Source organism: Candidatus Pelagibacter sp. HIMB123 (assembly GCF_052048195.1).
Lineage (GTDB): Bacteria > Pseudomonadota > Alphaproteobacteria > Pelagibacterales > Pelagibacteraceae > Pelagibacter.
The window spans coordinates 1-15,296 of sequence record NZ_JBNAIL010000004.1; the positions used below are offsets into that span (position 1 = coordinate 1).

Sequence of the window (15,296 nt, forward strand, 5' to 3'; positions counted from 1 at the left end):
TATAAATACGGTTTTTCTACTGACATTGAAAATATTCGAGCACCAAAAGGTTTGAGTGAAGAAGTAATAAAATTTATTTCTAAAATAAAAAAAGAACCTAAATGGATGTTAAATTTTAGATTAAAAGCTTTTGAACGTTTTAAACAATTAAAAGAACCAAATTGGCAAAAACCAAAATACCCAAAAATTGATTATCAAGACCTTTATTATTATTCAGCACCAAAAAGCATGAAGGATAAACCAAAAAGTTTAGATGAGCTAGATCCTAAACTTTTAGAAACATACAAAAAATTAGGTATACCCCTGCAAGAACAAGCAAGGCTCAATGGTATAGCAGTGGATGCTGTATTTGACTCTGTTTCAGTTGCCACAACTTTTAAAGAAGAATTAACAAAACAAGGAATTATTTTTTGCTCGATGTCAGAAGCAATTCAAAAACATCCAGAATTAGTAAAAAAATATTTAGGAACTGTTATTCCAACAACTGATCATTTTTTTGCAACTTTAAATTCTGCAGTTTTTACAGACGGGTCGTTTGTATATATTCCTGAGGGTGTTAAATGCCCAATGGAACTTTCAACTTATTTTAGAATAAATGCATCTGAGACAGGACAGTTTGAAAGAACTTTAATTATTGCAGACAAAGGAAGTTACGTTAGTTACTTAGAGGGATGTACAGCACCAATGAGAGATGAAAATCAGTTACATGCAGCAAATGTAGAATTAATTGCGCTCGATGATGCAGAAATAAAATATTCAACAGTTCAGAACTGGTATCCAGGTGATAAAGACGGCAAAGGAGGAATTTATAATTTTGTAACCAAAAGAGGTTTGTGCAAAGGTAAAAATTCTAAAATTTCATGGACACAAGTTGAAACAGGATCAGCAATAACTTGGAAGTATCCAAGCTGTATTTTAAAAGGTGATAATTCTGTTGGTGAGTTTTATTCAATAGCAATAACAAATAATCATCAAAAGGCTGACACCGGAACTAAAATGATCCATCTTGGAAAAAACACAAAAAGCAAAATTATTTCTAAAGGAATTTCAGCTGGAAAATCTGATATGATGTATAGAGGTCTTGTAGATATCTCATCCAAAGCAGATAATTCTAGGAATTTTACCCAATGTGACTCCTTGTTAATGGGAAATAAATGTGGAGCTCACACAATACCTTATATAAAAAATAAAAATCTCAAATCAAATATTGAACATGAAGCAACTACATCAAAAATTAGTGATGAACAGCTATATTATTGTAATCAAAGAGGATTAAATCAAGAGGAAGCAGTAAGTTTAATTGTAAATGGCTTTTGTAAAGAAGTTTTACAACAGTTACCAATGGAGTTTGCCGTTGAAGCACAAAAATTGGTGGGCATTAGTCTAGAGGGGAGTGTGGGTTAAATGTTATCTATAGAAAATTTAAAGGCAAAAATAGACGAAAAAGAAATTTTAAAAGGTTTAAATTTAAACATTAAACCAGGAGAAGTGCATGCAATTATGGGTCCTAATGGTTCAGGAAAAAGCACTTTATCAAATATTTTATCAGGAAAAAAAGGGTATGAAGTAAATGGAAATATAAAATTTGAGGGAGAAAACCTTTTAGAGTTAGAAACTGAGGAAAGAGCACATAAAGGAATTTTTTTAGCATTTCAATATCCATTAGAAATACCTGGAGTTAATACAAATACATTTTTAAAAACTTCAATTAATGCAATCAAAAAAGCTAGAGGAGAAAAAGAGTTAGATGCAATTGAGTTTTTAAAATTAATCAAGCAAAAATCTTCGGAATTAAAGTTTGACCAAGCAATTTTGAATAGACAGTTAAATGTTGGTTTCTCAGGTGGTGAAAAAAAGAAAAATGAGATTCTCCAAATGTCAATTTTAAATCCTAAGTTATCGATATTAGACGAAACAGATTCAGGACTTGATATAGATGCGTTAAGAATAGTCTCTGAAGGAGTAAATTCATTAAGAAACAAAAATAATTCATTCTTAATAATTACTCACTACCAAAGATTACTAGATTATATCAAACCAGACTTTGTGCATGTTTTAAAAAATGGACAAATTATTAAATCAGGGAACTTTGAATTAGCTAAAGAATTAGAAAAAGTAGGTTACGAGAATTTTAATTAATGGAAAATCAAATTAAATCAAACTTTGAAAAAATAATTAGTAAATTGAATTTTACTAATGCTCAAAAAGAAATTAAGGAAAAAAATATCGACAATTTTTTAAAAAAAGGATTTCCAAACAAAAGACTTGAGGATTGGAAATTTTCCGACTTAAAGCAGATAATTTCAAATAATTTTGAAGATTTAAATTTTTTGAATGAGAATAATACTGAATTAAAAAAAGTTGAGATAATTGAAGACTTAGAAGCAAATAAACTAATTTTTGTTAATGGCGCTTTGTCTAACGTTAACTTTAAATACGAAAATCTTGAAAAGATTGAAATTGAAAAAAATGCTGTTCTTAACGAAGAGGTAAATCAAAACGCGTTACTAAACTTAAACTCTGCATTTGTTTCAAATTGTATTAAAGTAACTATTAAAGCTGGATATCAATTTAAAAAACCATTGGTATTGTATAATTATTTAACAGAGGAGCTAAACTCTTCAGGAATAAACACTAGACTGGATTTAGATTTAGAAAATGATGTTGCCGTAGATATAGTTAATGTTTCTAACAAATCATCAAATAAAAATTTTCTAAACTTTAGACAAAAAATTGATATTGGTCAAAATTCAATACTAAAAAATTACAGTTTAGATATAAACCAAACAGACAGTATTAAATATACGCATAAAGAAATTAATCTTAGTAAAAATAGTCATTTAGAATATTTCATTTTATCAGCTGGTTCTAAATTCTTAAAACATGATATCAATTGTTCATTAAATAGTGAGTATGGATCAATTTCATTAAATGGAATTATCAATCTGAACAATGACCAACATCATGAGATCAAAACAGTTATTAACCACAATGAAGAGAATTGTAAGAGCTATCAATTAATCAAAAGTGTATTGAGTGATGATTCAAAAGGAGTTTATCAGGGAAAAATATTTGTTGATCCAAAAGCTCAAAAAACTGACGGTTACCAATTAAGTAGAGCTCTTTTACTAAATGAAAATGTAGAGTTTAATGCAAAACCTGAATTAGAAATTTATGCAGATGACGTTAAATGTTCTCATGGCTCTACATCAGGAAATATAGATGAAAATTCAATATTTTATTTAATGTCCCGGGGACTTAGCTATTCAGATTCAAAAAAATTATTAACAAATGGTTTTTTAAATGAAGTTATTGAGAAAATTACAAATGAAAATATTAAAAATTTCGTAAAAAAAATTACGGGTATAGAAGTATGAACATAGATTTAGTTAAAAAAGAGTTTCCAATTTTCGATGAGAAAATTCAAAATAATGACTTAGTTTACTTAGATAGTGCTAATTCTTCACAAAAGCCTAAGGTAGTAGTTGATAGAATTAATGAATTTTATACGAAACAATTTTCTAATGTTGGAAGAAGTGTTCATTATCTTGCTGTGGCAGCAACTAATTTATATGAAAATACTAGAACCTCAGTTCAAAAATACATAAATGCTAAAGATAAAAATGAAATTGTTTTTACTAAAGGCGCCACAGAGGCATTAAATCTTGTTGCAAATACTTTAGGACAAAATTATTTACAAGAGGGAGATGAGGTTTTAATCACTGAATTAGAGCATCATTCAAATTATGTCCCATGGCATTTTTTAAGAAAATCTAAAAATATAAAAATAAATTTTGCTGAAATAAATGAAGAGGGTGAAATTACGTTAGAAGAAATAGAGAAAAAAATTACACCCAAAACTAAAATCATATCTATTACTCACTTATCAAATGTTACAGGTGCAATTTTACCTATTAAAGAAATTACTGATCTTGCACATTCTAAAGGAATAATAGTCGTTGTTGATGGATGCCAAGGAGCGCCACACTTAAAATTAGATATGCAAGATTTAGATTGTGATTTTTATGCAATTTCTTGTCACAAAATGTATGGGCCTACAGGTTTAGGAGTTCTTTATGGTAAGAAAAAGTGGTTAGAGGAATTGCCTCCATACCAAGGTGGTGGTGGAATGATAAGTGAAGTTAAAAAAGATAGAATTTCCTATGGTGATTTACCAAATAAATATGAGGCAGGCACCATGGCTACTGCGCAAGTAATTGCTTTTGATCAATCAATTAAGTTTTTAGAAAGTATTGGAATTGAAAATGTTATGAAACATGAAGCCGATTTAGTTGAGTATGGACAAGAATTATTAAAAAAAAATAATTCAGTTAAACTGATTGGTAATCCAAAAAATAAAGGAGGAGTTCTATCTTTTACTTTAGAAGGAGTACATCCTCATGATATAGCAACAATATTAGATGAGGATGGTGTAGCGATAAGAGCAGGCCATCATTGTTGTCAAATTTTACATGATAAATTAAATATTCCTGCTAGCGCAAGAGCATCAATTGGAGTTTATAATACAAAAGATGATTTAGACCAGCTTAATGAGTCGATTAATAAATGTAAAAAAATATTTAATTTATAATGAATTTAAAAGAATTATATCAAGAAATAATATTGGAGCATGGAAAAAATCCAAGAAATCTTCGTAAGACTGAAGATTTTAACAAAGATGCTAAAGGAAATAATCCTTTGTGTGGAGACAATGTTCATGTTTATTTAAAATTAAACGGACAAAGAATTGTAGAGGATATTTCCTTCGAAGGTAGTGGGTGTGCTATTTCAATGGCATCAGCTTCTATAATGACAGATTTAATCAAAGGTAAAAATGAACATGAGGCTAAAGAAATAGTAGAAGACTTTTTAGGAATGATTAAAGAAAATCCAGAATTAGAAACTGAAAATTTAGATGAAGATGAAAAAACTAAATTAATGAGTTTATCTGGAGTAAAACAGTATCCAATGAGAGTTAAGTGTGCAACATTATCATGGCACACTTTAGTTTCTGCTTTTGATGAAAATAAAGAAGAGGTAAAAACAGAGAATTAAAATATGTCTAAAAAAGAACAGATTATAGAAGAGATAAGAAAAATTTATGATCCAGAGCTACCTGTAAATATATACGAATTAGGATTAATCTATGATATTAAAGTAGAGAATGATAAGTTTGCTAAAATTAAAATGACTTTGACTACACCAAATTGCCCAGTAGCAGAAAGTTTACCTAAAGAAGTAAAAGATGGTGCAATGCAAGTTGAAGGTATAGAGGATGTTGATCTTGAGTTAGTTTGGGATCCACCATGGAACAAAGATATGATGTCAGAAGCAGCAAAATTGGAATTGAATTTATAATGAACCCGATAATTAAATTAAGTGATAACGCAGCAATAAGAATAAAAGAAATAATGACTAATGCTGAAAAAGATTCTATTGGTGTTAGAGTATCAGTTAAATCAGGTGGTTGTGCAGGGATGTCTTATGTAATGGAGTATACAAAAGAGTTGAATCCGAATGATGAAATTATTGAAGATAAGGGTGTGAGGGTATTTGTTGATTCAGCTGCTATTATGTATCTTCTTGGTACTGAAATGGATTATAAAAAAGAAGAATTATCCTCGTCATTTGTATTCAACAACCCAAATGAAACTGAGAGATGTGGTTGCGGAGAGTCCTTTAAAATATCATAAGTTGTATTATCCCATTCTTTGCATAACTGTATTGCATTATATGCATATCTAGTATATAGATTCTATATGAACAAATTTGAGTTTAAAAATCTTGTTAAAAACTTGAAAGATTCTTTAAAGGAAAAAGCATTCTTTAAAGAACTACGTAAAGAAGTGGAAACCGGCGCTAACGGAACACAAGATTACGTAGTCAAAAAAGGTATTAACAAAGATACAATTGCAACAACTAGACAGTAATTAAGTTTATTAGCTACTGTAATACATCTCAAACTCTACAGGATGAGGTGCATGTTCAAATTTGTGAATTTCCTCAAACTTAAGAGCGATGTAAGCATCAATTTGATCATCAGTAAAGACACCACCTTGAGTTAAAAACTCTCTATCTTTATCTAAACTTTCCATTGCTTCTCTTAAAGAACCACAAACTGTAGGAATAGCTTTAACTTCTTCAGGTGGTAATTCATATAAATCTTTATCAAAAGACTCACCTGGATGAATTTTATTTTTAATTCCATCAATTCCAGCCATTAACATAGCCGCGAAAGTTAAATATGGGTTCCCTGCAGCATCTGGGAATCTAATTTCACATCTTGCACCTTTTTTACTTAATGTGATCGGTATTCTACAAGAAGCAGATCTATTTCTAGCTGAATAAGCAAGAAGAACTGGAGCTTCAAAACCTGGAATTAATCTTTTGTAACTGTTTGTTGTAGAGTTAGCAAAAGCATTAATTGCTTTAGCATGTTTTAGGATTCCACCGATATAATGTAGAGCTGTTTCACTTAATCCAGAATACGCATCACCTGAAAACACTGGAGTATCACCTTTCCAAATAGATTGATGGATGTGCATTCCTGAACCATTATCACCAGCAACTGGCTTTGGCATAAAAGTTGCAGTTTTTCCAAATGAATGTGTAACCATTTGAACAACATATTTATATAACTGTACGTTATCTGCTTGATTTACTAAAGTTCCAAAATACATACCAAGTTCATGCTGACTAGGAGCAACTTCATGGTGATGCTTTTCAACTTTAATACCAACTTCTTTCAAATTTTTAAGATACTCACCACGCATGTCTTGTTCACTATCAACTGGTGGTACTGGGAAATATCCTCCTTTAATTTGAGGTCTATGACCCATATTTCCATTTTCATATTCTTTACCAGAATTGTAAGGACCTTCTTTACTATCTAATTTAAATCCACACTCATTCATATCATTTTTGATTCTTACATCATCAAAAACAAAAAATTCTGGCTCAGGTCCAAAAAAAGCTTTATCACCTATACCTGAAGCTTTTAAATATTCTTCGGCTTTTTTAGCAACACCTCTTGGATCTCTTTCATAAGGATCTTTTTTAATTGCATCTAGAATGTCACAAAACAAAACTACAGTATTATGAGACGTAAAAGGATCCATGAACATTCTTGCAGTATCAGGTTTTAAAATCATGTCAGACTCATTAATTGCTTTCCAACCAGCAATAGATGAACCGTCAAAAAAGACACCCTCGTTCAACATATCTTCATCAACTATTGAAGCATCCATAGTTAAGTGTTGAAGTTTTCCTCTTGGATCTGTGAATCTTAGATCTACAAATTCCGCTTCTTTTTCTTTAATAAATTTTAATACGTTTGCTGCACTCATTTTGTCTCCTATGTAATTTTGTTTGGCTTAATTAGCAAAAAAATACTTAAAAATATTGCTTATTTAATAAATAACACCTATGCAATTTTCACATAAGTAGTGTAATTAGTCACTAAAATAATAAATTTATTAAACTTGTGAATTCAATATTAAATAAAGAGCCAGTTTTAAGAGCAGAAAAATCACTAAAACAATTTAACCCAGATCTTAAAGTGATTGTCTTGGAGCAAACTGCCAGAACAGCTAACGATGCAGCTGCAGCTTTAGGTTGCAAAGTAGGGGCAATTGTCAAAAGCTTACTTTTTAAAGCAGGGGATAGTTATGTTTTGTGTTTAGTTTCTGGGGATAAAAGGTGTTCATTAAATAAATTAAAAAAAATTTTAGATGAAAAAGATGTTTCAATGGCGAACCCAGAAGATGTTAAAAAAATTACTGGATATACAATTGGTGGAGTATCTCCAACAGGACATTTAACAAAAATAAAAATTTTTATTGATGAAACTTTAAATAGATTTTCTTCTATTTTTGCAGCCGCAGGTCATCCTAATGCAGTTTTCGAAATAAATTTTGAAAATTTAATTGCATTAACTTCTGGCGAGATAAAAGAGATAACAGAATGAGACAACCAAAATTAATTGATTACTTTTTATTAACAATATTGTCTCTTATATGGGCTTCTGCGTTTTTTAATATAAAAATAGCAACTTATTCTTTTGGTCCAGTTACAATTGCTTTCCTGAGAGTATTTTTTGGAGCAATTCCAGTTTTACTTTTGTGTTATTTTAAAAATATTAAAGTTGAAGCTTTTTCTAAAGATTGGCATTGGTTTGCAATGATTGGCTTTATTAATTTGGTAGCTCCGTTTTTCTTAATTGCTTATGGAGTTAAATCAGTCCAAAGTAATTTGGCAGCTATATTGATGTCAACTACTCCTCTAAGCTCAACGGTCTTAGCTCATTTTTATACAAAAAATGAAAAATTCAATTTAGTAAAAACTATTGGAATTTTAATTGGATTTTCTGGAATAGTTTTTTTATTTTCTGATAACCTTTTAATAGATGAAAATAATTTTGTTTCAGCTTTATTAATATTACTTGGATCAACCTGTTATGTTATAGGCGGGGTACTAACTTTAAAAATAAGTAAGAAAAAAAATGAAAATGTAACTGGATCTATTTTAATTTGGGCAATAATTATTTTGTTACCATTAACATTTTTAATTGAACAACCATTTCAAACTATGCCAAGAACCGACTCTCTTATATCTGCTATTTATTTAGGAATTGTTCCTACTGGTATTGCTTGGTTGTTACGTTTTAGAATTTTGACAACAAATGGATTAATATTTCAATCTCAAGTTTCTTATTTGATACCAATTTTTGGAACTATTTTAGGTTACATATTTTTGAAAGAATTAATTACTACAAAAGTTTTAATTTCTTTAATTGCAGTTTGCATTGGTATTTACTTTGTTAAAAAAGGTGGAAACAAACAAACTATTTAATTTTTGCCATTGCTTCAATATGCGATGGCCTAGTTTCACAACAACCACCAATAATTGTTGCCCCATGTTCTTTAAACTTTTTTGCAATTTCCTGAATTTTTTCTGGTGTAAAATCTATACGGTGACCTAAAAATTCATTGGGGTTTCCTTTAGTTCTCAAATAATTTGCTGTATAACCATTTTTAGGCCTAGTGGTTTTAAATCCATTTAATTTAAATCCAAAAGGAACATCTAATTTTTTTAATTCTTCTAAATTCAATTCATAATTTTCTGGTGAAACACACGATAGCATTACCCCTAGAAGATTATCATCTAGTATATTTTTAATTTCAGAGATTTTTTCGCCACTAGGTAAATTTGTTCCTTCAGAAATATGAATTCCAACTAAATAGGGTTTGTTAAATTCTTTAATTGCTTTAATTCCACATTTAAATTCTTTAATGCTGCTCCAAACATCAAAATAATAAAAATCCACATATTCATCTAATAATTTAGCTTGTTCATTAAAATCTGTAATGATTTCTTTTTCACTTCTTTTGTCCTCTTCATAAGTTAAATGTTGAGGAGGCAAACCTCCAGCAATCTTAATATTAGGAAATTCTTTTTTTACATTTACAGCAATTTCACCAGCTTTTTTATTAAGGTATTCAAACTTGTCCTCGATATTATTGTCTTTCAGCCTCTTTCTTCTAGTTGTGAATGTAGTTGTAACGATTACTTCAGCTCCTGCTTTCACAAAATCCTTGTGAGTATCTTCTAAAAGCTTGTGGTAATCAGAATTTAATATTGCGTTTGCGCTCCACAAAGTTCCATTTGGCTTCATCCCCCGAGCCAAAAGCTCTTGGCCCATTCCACCATCTAATATTCTTGTTTCTTTAAAAAAATTAATATCCATCTTGTCCTCACCTTTTTAGTACTTTAGCTTTATGCCAGGTGCACAATACAGTTCAACTACCTTGCTTATTTGATTATTTTGGGAATTCCATTTTAGCAGTTTATGCCCGCAATAGGATCAAATCGGCAGTATCTTTTTAAACGATAATTAATTACTTGTAAACTATCTATTTAAAATAATTTTAGCATTAAAAGAAAAAGATCTTCTTTCAGCATTAATATTAAATGGATATGCAGTATGCATTAAATAGTTTGGAAAAATTATTAAGTCTCTTTCTTTAGGTACAATATTATAAATACTTCTGCTCAAAAAACCTCTTTGTCCGTTAATAAAATCAATTGTGCCGTTAGTCTTATCTTTTTTGTTTTTTAAAAATTTATTTTTAGTCATATCTTTTGGTACTTTTAAATAACCAACACCAGATAAATCTCCATCATGATAATGGATTGGGTTATATTCATCTTTAAATTGACTTACTACCCATAAATTTAATATCTTTATATCTTTAACTTTTTTAATCTTTTCATTTTTAAGAAAATTTTTGATATTTTTTTTTATTTCTCTTTCTAAATTTTTTTTTATAAAATTATTTGAAATTTTAATTTCTTTTTTAATCTGACTAGCTAATTTAGAACTATAATCATTATTCTTTGTTAAAACTTTATTATCAATTTCTTTATTTAAGATATCTAAAAATTTCTTTGAAATTTTTGTTTTTCCTATAGATGGACCAAAAGGTTTTATATTTTTCATAGAGCTTTAAATATATCAAAAAAAATTATAATCAATATTAGGATATTAATTTAAACCCCATTCTTATTGCCACAAAAATAACCAAAAAAGATGTCATTAGAGCTAACACTTTATTTGATAAAAATTTTATATTAAGAAAACTTCCAATTTGTCCACCGATTAAAACAACAATAAATAGAGGCCAATAATTCAAAAATTCATTTAAAACTATATCTTTAGTTAGTTGTCCTGCTACTCCAAAAATAGAATTGATTAATATAAATAGAGATGCTGTACTTGTTATATGTTTTGGATAACCAGCTTTAATAAGAAATAAAATTGGACTTAAAAATATTCCTCCACCTATTCCTACTAACCCAGATATAAACCCAATAATTGAACCAATAAAAATAGAAATGACTTTTGAGACTTGTCTAATTACAATCTGATCTTTATTAAAGGATTTACTCTCTAATAATAAAAAAATTCCTGCTATTAATAAAATAAAGAACAGTAAAATTTCAAATAAATCTTTATTAATTGAAATAGAAGCTCCAAAAAAAGCAAAAGGTACAGATCCAATTAAATAAGGTGTAAGTAAATTAATATTGATATTTTTTGTCCTCAAAAAATTTATTGAATTACCAGTTACAACAATAATATTACAAATTAATGCTATAATTGGAAAAATATAGAAGGGGATATCCCAAATTAACATCAAAGCAAGGTAAGTAGATCCGCCCCCAAAACCGATACTAGAATATAATATTGCAGTTATAAAAAAAAATATTGTAAGTATAATCATTTTTTAAAATTTAATTATGATAGTAAATATAGCTTTATTAACTGTAACAGATACCAGAACAATTGATAACGATAAATCGGGTGCAATACTTGTAGATAAAATTATCCAAGCTAAACATAAATTAATTGATAGAAAAATTTGCAAAGACAATAAAGAAGATATTGTAAAAATTTTAAAAGAATGGACAAATCAAAAAAATATAGATGTCATAATCACCACAGGAGGAACTGGTCTAACAGGAAGAGATATTACTCCTGAAGCATTAGGAGAGATTGCTGACAAACATATACCTGGATTTGGAGAAGTTTTTAGAACAATTAGCTTAAAAACAGTTGGTACATCATCAATTCAATCTAGAGCTTGTGCAATCTTATCTAATGGAAAATATATTTTTGCATTACCTGGTTCCTCAGGCGGCGTAACGGATGCATGGGATGGAATTTTAAAACATCAATTAGATATTAATCACAAACCTTGTAATTTTGTTGAATTATTTCCAAGACTTAAAGAAAAATAATTATTTTTGATATTTTTCTTTCCATTCAGAATAGGGCATTCCATAAACATGCTCTCTAGCTTCTAAGTCTGACATGCTTACTCCTTTTTTTTCACCTTCTTCTCTAAACCATCTTGACAAACAATTTCTACAGAACCCAGCAAGGTTCATCAGATCAATATTTTGAACATCTTTTCTTTCATCCAGATGTTTTAACAATCTCTCAAAAGCTGCTGATTGAAGTTCTTTTTTTTGATTATCATTCATGAGTAAAGTATTAATCACAAAAACGATCAACACAATAAATAAATTTATATTTAATTTTTATATTTTTCGGAAACTAGTTGTGAAATTATTGATAACGCTATTTCAGATGGCGATTTTCCTCCCAACTTAATACCAATTGGTCCATTTATTTTTTCTAATTCTACCTTTTTAAAACCAACTTCTATCAATCTTGAGCATCTTTTTTCATGTGTTTTTTTACTTCCTAGGGCACCAATATAAAAAAATTTATTTTTTAATGCATACTGTAATGCAGGATCATCAATTTTTGGATCGTGAGTTAATGTAACCAAAGCCGTCTTTGAATTAGTTTCTATTTCATCAAAAGCTTCATTGGGCCATTTATTAATAATTTTTGTATCTGGAAATCTATCTTTTGACGCAAAATATCCTCTTGGGTCAACAATAATAATCTCAAAATTTAAATTTTTAGCAAAATCAATTAAATACATTGAAATATCAACAGCTCCTACGACGATTACTTTAATTGGATTTTTATATGTTTGAACAAATATTTCTGAATTTTCTATTACACCATTTTTATTTAAGTGAAATATTTTTTCAATTTCCTCTGAATATTTTGAAAACTTTCCACTAAGATTATCCCCAGGAAAAAATATTTCACTTTCTCCATTAATTAAATTTGTTAAGATTACAAATTCTTTTTTTAAAGATTTATTTTTTAAAGTTTGTCTAATTGTTTCTATTTTCATTATTTAATTTCTTCAATAAAAACTGAAATATCACCTCCACAGGCTAATCCTATTTCCCATGCATTTTCATTCGAGACATTAAAATCTATTTTTTTACAAATTTTTTTGTTTTTCATTAAAGATAAACATTCTTCAACAACTTTAGCTTCCACACAACCTCCAGAAACAGATCCTAAAAAATTTCCATCTTCATTTACTATCATTCTGCTACCAACTCCTAATGGTGACGAACCCCATGTTTGGATAACTGTTGCTAATGAAACTTTTTTATTATTTTTTATCCAATTATCTGCTTCTTCAAATATTTTTCTTTCAGGAAAATTACTCATTTTTCAAATATTCTTTTAAAGTTTATTCTTATAGCTAGTAAAACTGTTATTAGCACAAAGTAAAATAAAGGTTTAAAATAAATAGTTTTAGATAACCAAATAAAATGTAAAGAACCTAAAATTGCAATTACATATATTAGTTTGTGCAATTTTTTCCAATTTTGTTTAAGCAACAACATCATTTTTTGTGAAGAGGTTATTGTTAGTGGTATTAACAAAACCCAAGCAGCAAAACCAACAAAAATATATTTTTTTTTCACAACATCATCGAAAATTGGTTGCCAACTAAATCTATAGTCTATGCCAACGTAAGTAAATAAATGCAATGAGGCATAAAAAAAAACAAACAATCCCAACATCCTTCTAATTTTTACCCAATAGTTTAAATTAGTTAATTTTTTTAATGGACTCATCGATAAGGTTAAACATATGAAAATTAAAGTCCATTCTCCTGTAAAATGAGTTATTTCTTTAACTGGTTCTGGTCCTAATTTATTAAAAAAAATTTTATAAGTTATAAGTAGAAATGGAATTATACTTAATATGAAAATACTTGGCTTAAAATACTTTATCATCAAAAGTACTTTTTTAAATCCATACCAGTATATAAATTTGCCACTTCATCACCATAGCCATTAAACATTAAAGTTTTAACCCTTGGAGCCCATACACCTTCTCCAATTATTCTTTCAGTTGCCTGTGACCATCTAGGATGATCCACATTTGGGTTTACATTCGAATAAAATCCATATTCTCTAGGTGAAGCCCACATCCATGAAGAAGTAGGCATATTTTCAACAAATTTAATTTTAACAATTGCTTTTGCACTTTTAAAACCATACTTCCAAGGAATAAAAATTCTAAATGGTGCTCCGTTTTGATTTGGAAGTTTTTTGCCATATAAACCTGTAACTACGGTAGTCAAAGGATGCATTGCTTCATCTATTCTTAAACCTTCATTGTATGGCCAGTTTAAAACAGGGTATCTTTGTCCTTTCATTTGTGCAGGATCATATACACTTTCAAATTCAACAAATTTTGCTTTATTAGTTGGATTAACTTTTGATAGCAATTCACTCAAAGAGAAACCCATCCATGGAATTACCATTGACCATCCCTCGACACATCTTAATCTATAAATTCTTTCCTCTGATACAAACATTTCAGAAATTTCTTCCATTGATAGTTTAATTGGTTTTTCAACTTCACCTTCAATACTAATTTCCCATGGTGTGGTTTTAAATATTTGAGAATTTCTATATGGATCACTTTTTGATGTACCAAACTCATAGTAATTATTATATGTGGTTATATCTTTATAACTTGTTAATTTACCCCTATCATTTGCAAAAGATTTATTTGAAAATGGTATAGTTGAGATCGCAAGAGAACTTGCTCCTAATCCAATAGATTTAATAAACGATCTTCTATTTTTATAAATTTTTTCTGGTGTGATTTCTGAGTATTTAAATTTTTTCATGAACTATAGGGTTACCTTTTAACCAATCACTTTGATCGTTTGTGTAATGTTCTTTTTTCCATATGGGAGATCTTTTTTTAATTTCTTCGATAATATATCTAGACAAAACATAGGCTTGATCTCTATGTTTGCATGCAACTGCAATTATAATACTCATTTCCCCAAGATTTAAATAACCTTTAGCGTGTTCTATAAAAACAGCTTTATCCTGAATATTAAGTTTTTCATCTGCCTCTTTATATATTTCTTCAAAACTTTTTAAAACAAGCTCATCATGACTGTCGTACGTAATTCCAATTACACTTTTGTTATTATTTAGATTTCTTACTGTACCAGTAAAAAATATGGATGCCCCAAATTCGACAGAAGATATAAATCTTTCTGCATCATTTATTGAAAGTTTTTTATTTTTACTGTCTACGATTTTTGTATGAAGCATTAACCTCCTCCTATAGGAGGTATGATACCGATTTTTTCGTTATTTGTTATTTTATAATTGTCGCTAACAATATTATTTTTCTCTGAACAAAAAGCTGAAGAATTGACAATTTTTTTATAGTTTTCATTGCCGTTGAATTTTTCATCTAAATATTGAATTATTTTTTTTCGAATATCCTTTATTGTTGATTTTTGGTCTAAATCTAATTCTAACAAATTTTGTTCACTAAAATCTCTCGCAGCACCAAATAACTCAATTTTAACTTTCATTAT

At 28.8% G+C, this 15,296-nt stretch carries 22 protein-coding genes and 1 riboswitch; of the genes, 11 read left to right on the plus strand and 11 right to left on the minus strand.

What is annotated here, in order from left to right:
* The 8 genes from sufB to ACTTBL_RS00645 form a co-directional block, all read left to right on the plus strand.
* On the plus strand, positions 1-1,404 hold a 1,404-nt coding region (gene sufB, locus ACTTBL_RS00610; protein WP_440643160.1), incomplete at its 5' end, for a Fe-S cluster assembly protein SufB.
* Positions 1,405-2,139: a Fe-S cluster assembly ATPase SufC gene (gene sufC / locus ACTTBL_RS00615; RefSeq protein ID WP_023855023.1), complete on the plus strand. Its 735-nt coding sequence runs from the start codon at positions 1,405-1,407 to the stop codon at positions 2,137-2,139.
* Entirely contained in the window at positions 2,139-3,377 is a 1,239-nt protein-coding gene (sufD, locus tag ACTTBL_RS00620; RefSeq protein ID WP_440643161.1) for a Fe-S cluster assembly protein SufD, read from the plus strand. The genes sufC and sufD overlap by 1 nt, the downstream gene beginning before the upstream one ends.
* Positions 3,374-4,591, plus strand: coding sequence for an aminotransferase class V-fold PLP-dependent enzyme (locus ACTTBL_RS00625; protein WP_440643162.1), 1,218 nt, complete (start codon positions 3,374-3,376; stop codon positions 4,589-4,591). The genes sufD and ACTTBL_RS00625 overlap by 4 nt, the downstream gene beginning before the upstream one ends.
* On the plus strand, positions 4,591-5,055 hold the full coding sequence (sufU, locus tag ACTTBL_RS00630) for a Fe-S cluster assembly sulfur transfer protein SufU (protein ID WP_023855026.1): 465 nt from the start codon (positions 4,591-4,593) through the stop codon (positions 5,053-5,055). Before ACTTBL_RS00625 ends, sufU begins: the two co-directional genes overlap by 1 nt.
* Before the next feature lie 3 nt (positions 5,056-5,058).
* Positions 5,059-5,358 carry an SUF system Fe-S cluster assembly protein gene (locus tag ACTTBL_RS00635; protein ID WP_440643163.1) on the plus strand — a complete coding sequence of 100 codons (300 nt, stop codon included), beginning with the start codon at positions 5,059-5,061 and terminating at the stop codon, positions 5,356-5,358.
* Entirely contained in the window at positions 5,358-5,693 is a 336-nt protein-coding gene (locus tag ACTTBL_RS00640) for a HesB/IscA family protein (RefSeq protein WP_440643239.1), read from the plus strand. The genes ACTTBL_RS00635 and ACTTBL_RS00640 overlap by 1 nt, the downstream gene beginning before the upstream one ends.
* A gap of 66 nt (positions 5,694-5,759) precedes the next feature.
* The gene (locus ACTTBL_RS00645) at positions 5,760-5,930 is read left to right on the plus strand and encodes a hypothetical protein (RefSeq protein ID WP_440643164.1); all 171 of its coding nucleotides are present in this window, start codon (positions 5,760-5,762) and stop codon (positions 5,928-5,930) included.
* 9 nt (positions 5,931-5,939) lie between these two features.
* On the opposite strand, the gene glnA is transcribed toward ACTTBL_RS00645, so the two are convergent.
* Positions 5,940-7,346 (minus strand): type I glutamate--ammonia ligase, encoded by a 1,407-nt coding sequence (gene glnA, locus ACTTBL_RS00650; protein WP_075504906.1) that lies wholly within the window; start codon positions 7,344-7,346, stop codon positions 5,940-5,942.
* A gap of 137 nt (positions 7,347-7,483) precedes the next feature.
* Here glnA and ACTTBL_RS00655 point away from each other — a divergent pair, with 137 nt between their 5' ends.
* Both ACTTBL_RS00655 and ACTTBL_RS00660 read left to right on the plus strand, forming a co-directional pair.
* Positions 7,484-7,966 (plus strand): YbaK/EbsC family protein, encoded by a 483-nt coding sequence (locus tag ACTTBL_RS00655; RefSeq protein WP_440643165.1) that lies wholly within the window; start codon positions 7,484-7,486, stop codon positions 7,964-7,966.
* Positions 7,963-8,850, plus strand: coding sequence for a DMT family transporter (locus ACTTBL_RS00660; RefSeq protein WP_440643166.1), 888 nt, complete (start codon positions 7,963-7,965; stop codon positions 8,848-8,850). The genes ACTTBL_RS00655 and ACTTBL_RS00660 overlap by 4 nt, the downstream gene beginning before the upstream one ends.
* On the opposite strand, the gene ACTTBL_RS00665 is transcribed toward ACTTBL_RS00660, so the two are convergent.
* The 3 genes from ACTTBL_RS00665 to ACTTBL_RS00675 all read right to left on the minus strand — a co-directional run bounded on the left by ACTTBL_RS00665 (position 8,843) and on the right by ACTTBL_RS00675 (position 11,282).
* A complete protein-coding gene (locus ACTTBL_RS00665; RefSeq protein ID WP_440643167.1) occupies positions 8,843-9,745 on the minus strand; it encodes a homocysteine S-methyltransferase family protein in 903 nt (300 codons plus the stop codon). The genes ACTTBL_RS00660 and ACTTBL_RS00665 overlap by 8 nt on opposite strands.
* Before the next feature lie 5 nt (positions 9,746-9,750).
* Positions 9,751-9,816: riboswitch (SAM riboswitch) on the minus strand.
* Between the two features lie 91 nt (positions 9,817-9,907).
* The gene (locus ACTTBL_RS00670) at positions 9,908-10,498 is read right to left on the minus strand and encodes a putative 2OG-Fe(II) oxygenase (protein ID WP_075504910.1); all 591 of its coding nucleotides are present in this window, start codon (positions 10,496-10,498) and stop codon (positions 9,908-9,910) included.
* Between the two features lie 37 nt (positions 10,499-10,535).
* Complete coding sequence (locus ACTTBL_RS00675; protein WP_440643168.1) at positions 10,536-11,282, minus strand: sulfite exporter TauE/SafE family protein; 747 nt, start codon at positions 11,280-11,282, stop codon at positions 10,536-10,538.
* 16 nt (positions 11,283-11,298) lie between these two features.
* On the opposite strand from ACTTBL_RS00675, the gene ACTTBL_RS00680 reads away from it, so the two are divergent.
* Complete coding sequence (locus ACTTBL_RS00680; protein WP_440643169.1) at positions 11,299-11,799, plus strand: molybdenum cofactor synthesis domain-containing protein; 501 nt, start codon at positions 11,299-11,301, stop codon at positions 11,797-11,799.
* Here ACTTBL_RS00680 and ACTTBL_RS00685 read toward each other — a convergent pair whose 3' ends face one another.
* The 7 genes from ACTTBL_RS00685 to ACTTBL_RS00715 are packed head-to-tail and all read right to left on the minus strand — an operon-like array spanning position 11,800 to position 15,293.
* Positions 11,800-12,045, minus strand: coding sequence for a DUF1244 domain-containing protein (locus ACTTBL_RS00685; RefSeq protein ID WP_075504913.1), 246 nt, complete (start codon positions 12,043-12,045; stop codon positions 11,800-11,802). It abuts the gene before it with no gap.
* 50 nt (positions 12,046-12,095) lie between these two features.
* The gene (locus tag ACTTBL_RS00690; RefSeq protein WP_440643170.1) at positions 12,096-12,776 is read right to left on the minus strand and encodes an XdhC family protein; all 681 of its coding nucleotides are present in this window, start codon (positions 12,774-12,776) and stop codon (positions 12,096-12,098) included.
* A complete protein-coding gene (locus ACTTBL_RS00695; protein ID WP_440643171.1) occupies positions 12,776-13,105 on the minus strand; it encodes an XdhC family protein in 330 nt (109 codons plus the stop codon). Before ACTTBL_RS00695 ends, ACTTBL_RS00690 begins: the two co-directional genes overlap by 1 nt.
* Positions 13,102-13,680: a sulfite oxidase heme-binding subunit YedZ gene (locus ACTTBL_RS00700; protein ID WP_440643172.1), complete on the minus strand. Its 579-nt coding sequence runs from the start codon at positions 13,678-13,680 to the stop codon at positions 13,102-13,104. The genes ACTTBL_RS00695 and ACTTBL_RS00700 overlap by 4 nt, the downstream gene beginning before the upstream one ends.
* Entirely contained in the window at positions 13,680-14,585 is a 906-nt protein-coding gene (msrP, locus tag ACTTBL_RS00705; protein ID WP_440643173.1) for a protein-methionine-sulfoxide reductase catalytic subunit MsrP, read from the minus strand. Before msrP ends, ACTTBL_RS00700 begins: the two co-directional genes overlap by 1 nt.
* Complete coding sequence (locus tag ACTTBL_RS00710; RefSeq protein WP_440643174.1) at positions 14,572-15,024, minus strand: molybdopterin synthase catalytic subunit; 453 nt, start codon at positions 15,022-15,024, stop codon at positions 14,572-14,574. The genes msrP and ACTTBL_RS00710 overlap by 14 nt, the downstream gene beginning before the upstream one ends.
* On the minus strand, positions 15,024-15,293 hold the full coding sequence (locus tag ACTTBL_RS00715; protein ID WP_440643175.1) for a molybdopterin biosynthesis protein MoeD: 270 nt from the start codon (positions 15,291-15,293) through the stop codon (positions 15,024-15,026). Before ACTTBL_RS00715 ends, ACTTBL_RS00710 begins: the two co-directional genes overlap by 1 nt.
* Positions 15,294-15,296 lie beyond the last annotated feature (3 nt).